This is a genomic window from Streptomyces sp. MB09-01 (assembly GCF_033794505.1).
Classification (GTDB): domain Bacteria; phylum Actinomycetota; class Actinomycetes; order Streptomycetales; family Streptomycetaceae; genus Streptomyces.
Genome location: NZ_JARAYQ010000480.1, coordinates 1 through 2,830, shown reverse-complemented (window position 1 = coordinate 2,830; position 2,830 = coordinate 1). Strand labels below are relative to the sequence as shown.

Sequence of the window (2,830 nt, the reverse complement as noted above, 5' to 3'; positions counted from 1 at the left end):
GCACAGCTTGATCCCGTTGTACTTCGCCGGATTGTGCGAAGCCGTGAACATCGCACCCGGCAGACCCAGCGCACCCGACGCGTAATACAACTGGTCCGTGGAACACAGACCGATCAGCGTCACATCCACACCCCGCACGGCCGCACCCCGCGCGAACGCCGCCGACAGACCCGGCGACGACGGCCGCATGTCATGACCGATCACGATCGCCGAAGCCCCCGTCACCTCCACGAACGCGGCACCGAACAGCTCCGCCAACGACTCGTCCCACTCGTCCGGCACGACACCACGCACGTCGTACGCCTTGACGATGTTCGAAAGATCTGCGGCCACTGCCTGCCCTCCTGAGGTTCTGTGCGGTTCAGCAAACCTACCTTGAACCAGGAGCTCCATTTCAGCCGATCGGAGCGTCAGGAATCGGGCGATCTCAGGACGCGCAGGTGTCCACGACGGGTCTCGCCGGTGACCGGGCGGCCCTGGCCGGAGCCGCCGGCCTCGGCGGCGCGGCCGGGCGGGCGGGCGGCTTCGCGGACCGCGTTGGCGAGGGCTTCGAGGTCGTCGCCGCTGGGGCGGGACGGACCGGACCCGTCGGACAGGCGGACGACGTCCCAGCCGCGCGGGGCGGTCAGGCGCTCCGAGTGCTCGGCACACAGGTCGTAGCAATGGGGTTCGGCGTAGGTGGCGAGCGGGCCGAGAACTGCGGTCGAATCGGCGTAGACGTACGTCAGTGTCGCGACGGCAGGGCGGCCGCACGCGGTGCGCGAACAGCGACGTACAAGGCTCACGACGTTGGACGGTACCGCACTCTTGACCGGGCCGCGACGACTCCACCGCCGCTCACTCCCCCGTGTCGTGCTCGGGGCTACCCTGCGGGGGTGATGGACACCCCTCTGCCTCCTTGCCCCGGCGAGCCCCCCGCAGGGGCCCCCACCGAGCCGCGTCCGCGCCGGCGGGACCGGCACGGACGCGGGATGCGCGGGCCGGTGGCCCCTCCTCAGGTGCCGTTGTCGGCGAGCCGGTCGGAGCTGTTCGGGGACCTCGTACGGGATTCCGTGGAGCGGCTGGAGCGGCGCTGGCCGCAGCTGGCCGAGGTGGAGTTCCTGGTCGGTGACGTCCCGGGTCCGCCGGGTGGCGCGGACGGCGGCTGGAACGACGAGGCGGTGCCGCTGGGCGCGGTGTCGGAGTCCCACGAGGGGCGGCCGGCCCGGGTCGTGGTCTTCCGCCGGCCGGTGGAGATCCGCACGAAGACGCGGGACGAGAAGGCGATGCTGGTCCACGAGATCGTCGTGGAGCAGGTGGCGGAGCTGCTCGGGCTGTCGCCCGAGACCGTGGATCCGCGCTACGGGCAGGACTGACCGGAGGCGGGCGGGGGACCGGGAGTCCCCCGCCTCGTGGCCCGGCGGGGCCGGGTTACCTGGTCAGGACCGAGAGGTCCTGGGCGGCCCGGGGGACGGCGACCGTGGAGTGGTCGTCCGACAGGGGCTGGACGGTGAACATCGCGATGCCCTCGTCCGGGAGGGACAGGGTGCGGGCCGCGTGGACCGGGCCGCCCGAGAGGGTCTCGACGGTGAGCGCGTAGGAGCCCTTGCCGCCGGCCGGGGCCAGGGACAGCGTCTGCGTGGTGCCCGCCTTGACCGTGACCTCCTGGGAGGCCGGCTCGCCGCCGCCGGTGCCCGGCGAGGCCGTCACCTTGACCTTCGCGTCCGCGCCCGGGGCGGTCAGCGACAGCACGGTCGCGTTCTCGTCGGGCCGGTTGTCGGCCACGGTCGCCCGTGTGCCGACCGGCCCGGCGGCCGGGACGAAGCCGAGTTCCTGCTTGGCGCCGCTGCCGCGGACCACCCGTACCGCCGCGACGACCGGGGCGGCCTTCTTGGCGTCGGCAGGGCCCAGCAGCAGCGAACCGGCCTCGCCGCGGGTCACGTCCTTGAGGTCCACGACGGCCGTCATACCGGCCTTGACGTGCAGCTGTTCGCTGCCCGCCGGGCTGATCGCGCCGCCCGGTGCGGCCAGGCGCACCTTCAGGTCCGCGTCCTCCTCGCCCGGCACGAAGGCGACGAGCCGTACGGAGGCGGCGTCGGCCGGGATGCCCGGCAGCACCAGCGAGCCCGCGGGGTCGGCGGAGGCCGGCAGCCAATCGGCGCCCACGCCCTCCTCGGCGACCTGCACCGAGGCGCCGACCCGGCCCGCGCGGGTCGTCACGTGGGCGGTGGCGTCGGCGAGCTGGACGCCCGGGACGAGGGAGGAGAGCAGGACCGTCTTGGTGGACTTGGGGTCGACCCGGATGTTCTCGCTGGCGCCGCCCTCGGGCTTGGCCAGACCGTCCGGGCCGAAGAGCTTGATGTCGACGATGGCCGCGGCGTCGTCGGGGTTGGTGAGGTGGACGTAGTCCTCGCGGCCCTTGGCGGTGCTCACCGCGGGGAACCAGAAGTCGGTGCCGGGCGCGGTGCAGCCCACGCCGAGCACGCCGCGGGCCCTGCCGACCGAGACCTTGGTGGTCAGCTGCGCCGTCCAGCCGGGGGCGAGGACCCCGTCGGCACTGCCGGTGAGGGCGGGCGCGTCGGCTCCGCTGGCGGTGGCACCGACGGGCTTGCCCGGTTCCTTGGGCTCCAGCACCGGCTTGGCGTCCTTGGTGGCTCCGAGCAGCCGGGCCGAGCCCTTGCCCTCTCCGGCGGGGGCGCCGGGGGTGAAGGCGGTGTACGTGGTCTCCGCGATGTCCGAGGAGCTGGGCCCCGGGCACACCAGCAGGGACCGCTCCACCGGCATCCGGGCCGCGGCCGCCGCCTTGCCGTCGGCCGCGGCCCGGATGCCGGTGGAGCGGTCCCTGCTGGTG

The 2,830-nt window shown here is 73.9% G+C and carries 3 protein-coding genes and 1 pseudogene; 1 reads left to right on the top strand and 3 read right to left on the bottom strand.

What is annotated here, in order from left to right; translation table 11 throughout:
* Together manB and PV721_RS42585 are read right to left on the bottom strand one after the other, a co-directional pair.
* A pseudogene (gene manB, locus PV721_RS42590) lies at positions 1 to 333 on the bottom strand (phosphomannomutase/phosphoglucomutase); the annotation flags it as partial.
* 77 nt (positions 334 to 410) lie between these two features.
* The gene (locus tag PV721_RS42585; protein WP_319734150.1) at positions 411 to 785 is read right to left on the bottom strand and encodes a DUF3499 domain-containing protein; all 375 of its coding nucleotides are present in this window, start codon (positions 783 to 785) and stop codon (positions 411 to 413) included.
* A gap of 93 nt (positions 786 to 878) precedes the next feature.
* Between PV721_RS42585 and PV721_RS42580 the strand changes: the two genes are divergently transcribed.
* Entirely contained in the window at positions 879 to 1,355 is a 477-nt protein-coding gene (locus PV721_RS42580; protein ID WP_416371295.1) for a metallopeptidase family protein, read from the top strand.
* A gap of 55 nt (positions 1,356 to 1,410) precedes the next feature.
* Here the strand turns inward: PV721_RS42580 and PV721_RS42575 are convergent.
* Positions 1,411 to 2,830, bottom strand: a 1,420-nt coding sequence (locus tag PV721_RS42575) for a DUF5719 family protein (protein ID WP_319734148.1), incomplete at its 5' end; no start/stop codon positions are given.

What these genes read in the sequence shown, in the direction of transcription:
- PV721_RS42580 (WP_416371295.1), top strand. Translation starts at nt 879, where the DNA reads ATGGACACCCCTCTGCCTCCTTGCCCCGGCGAGCCCCCCGCAGGGGCC.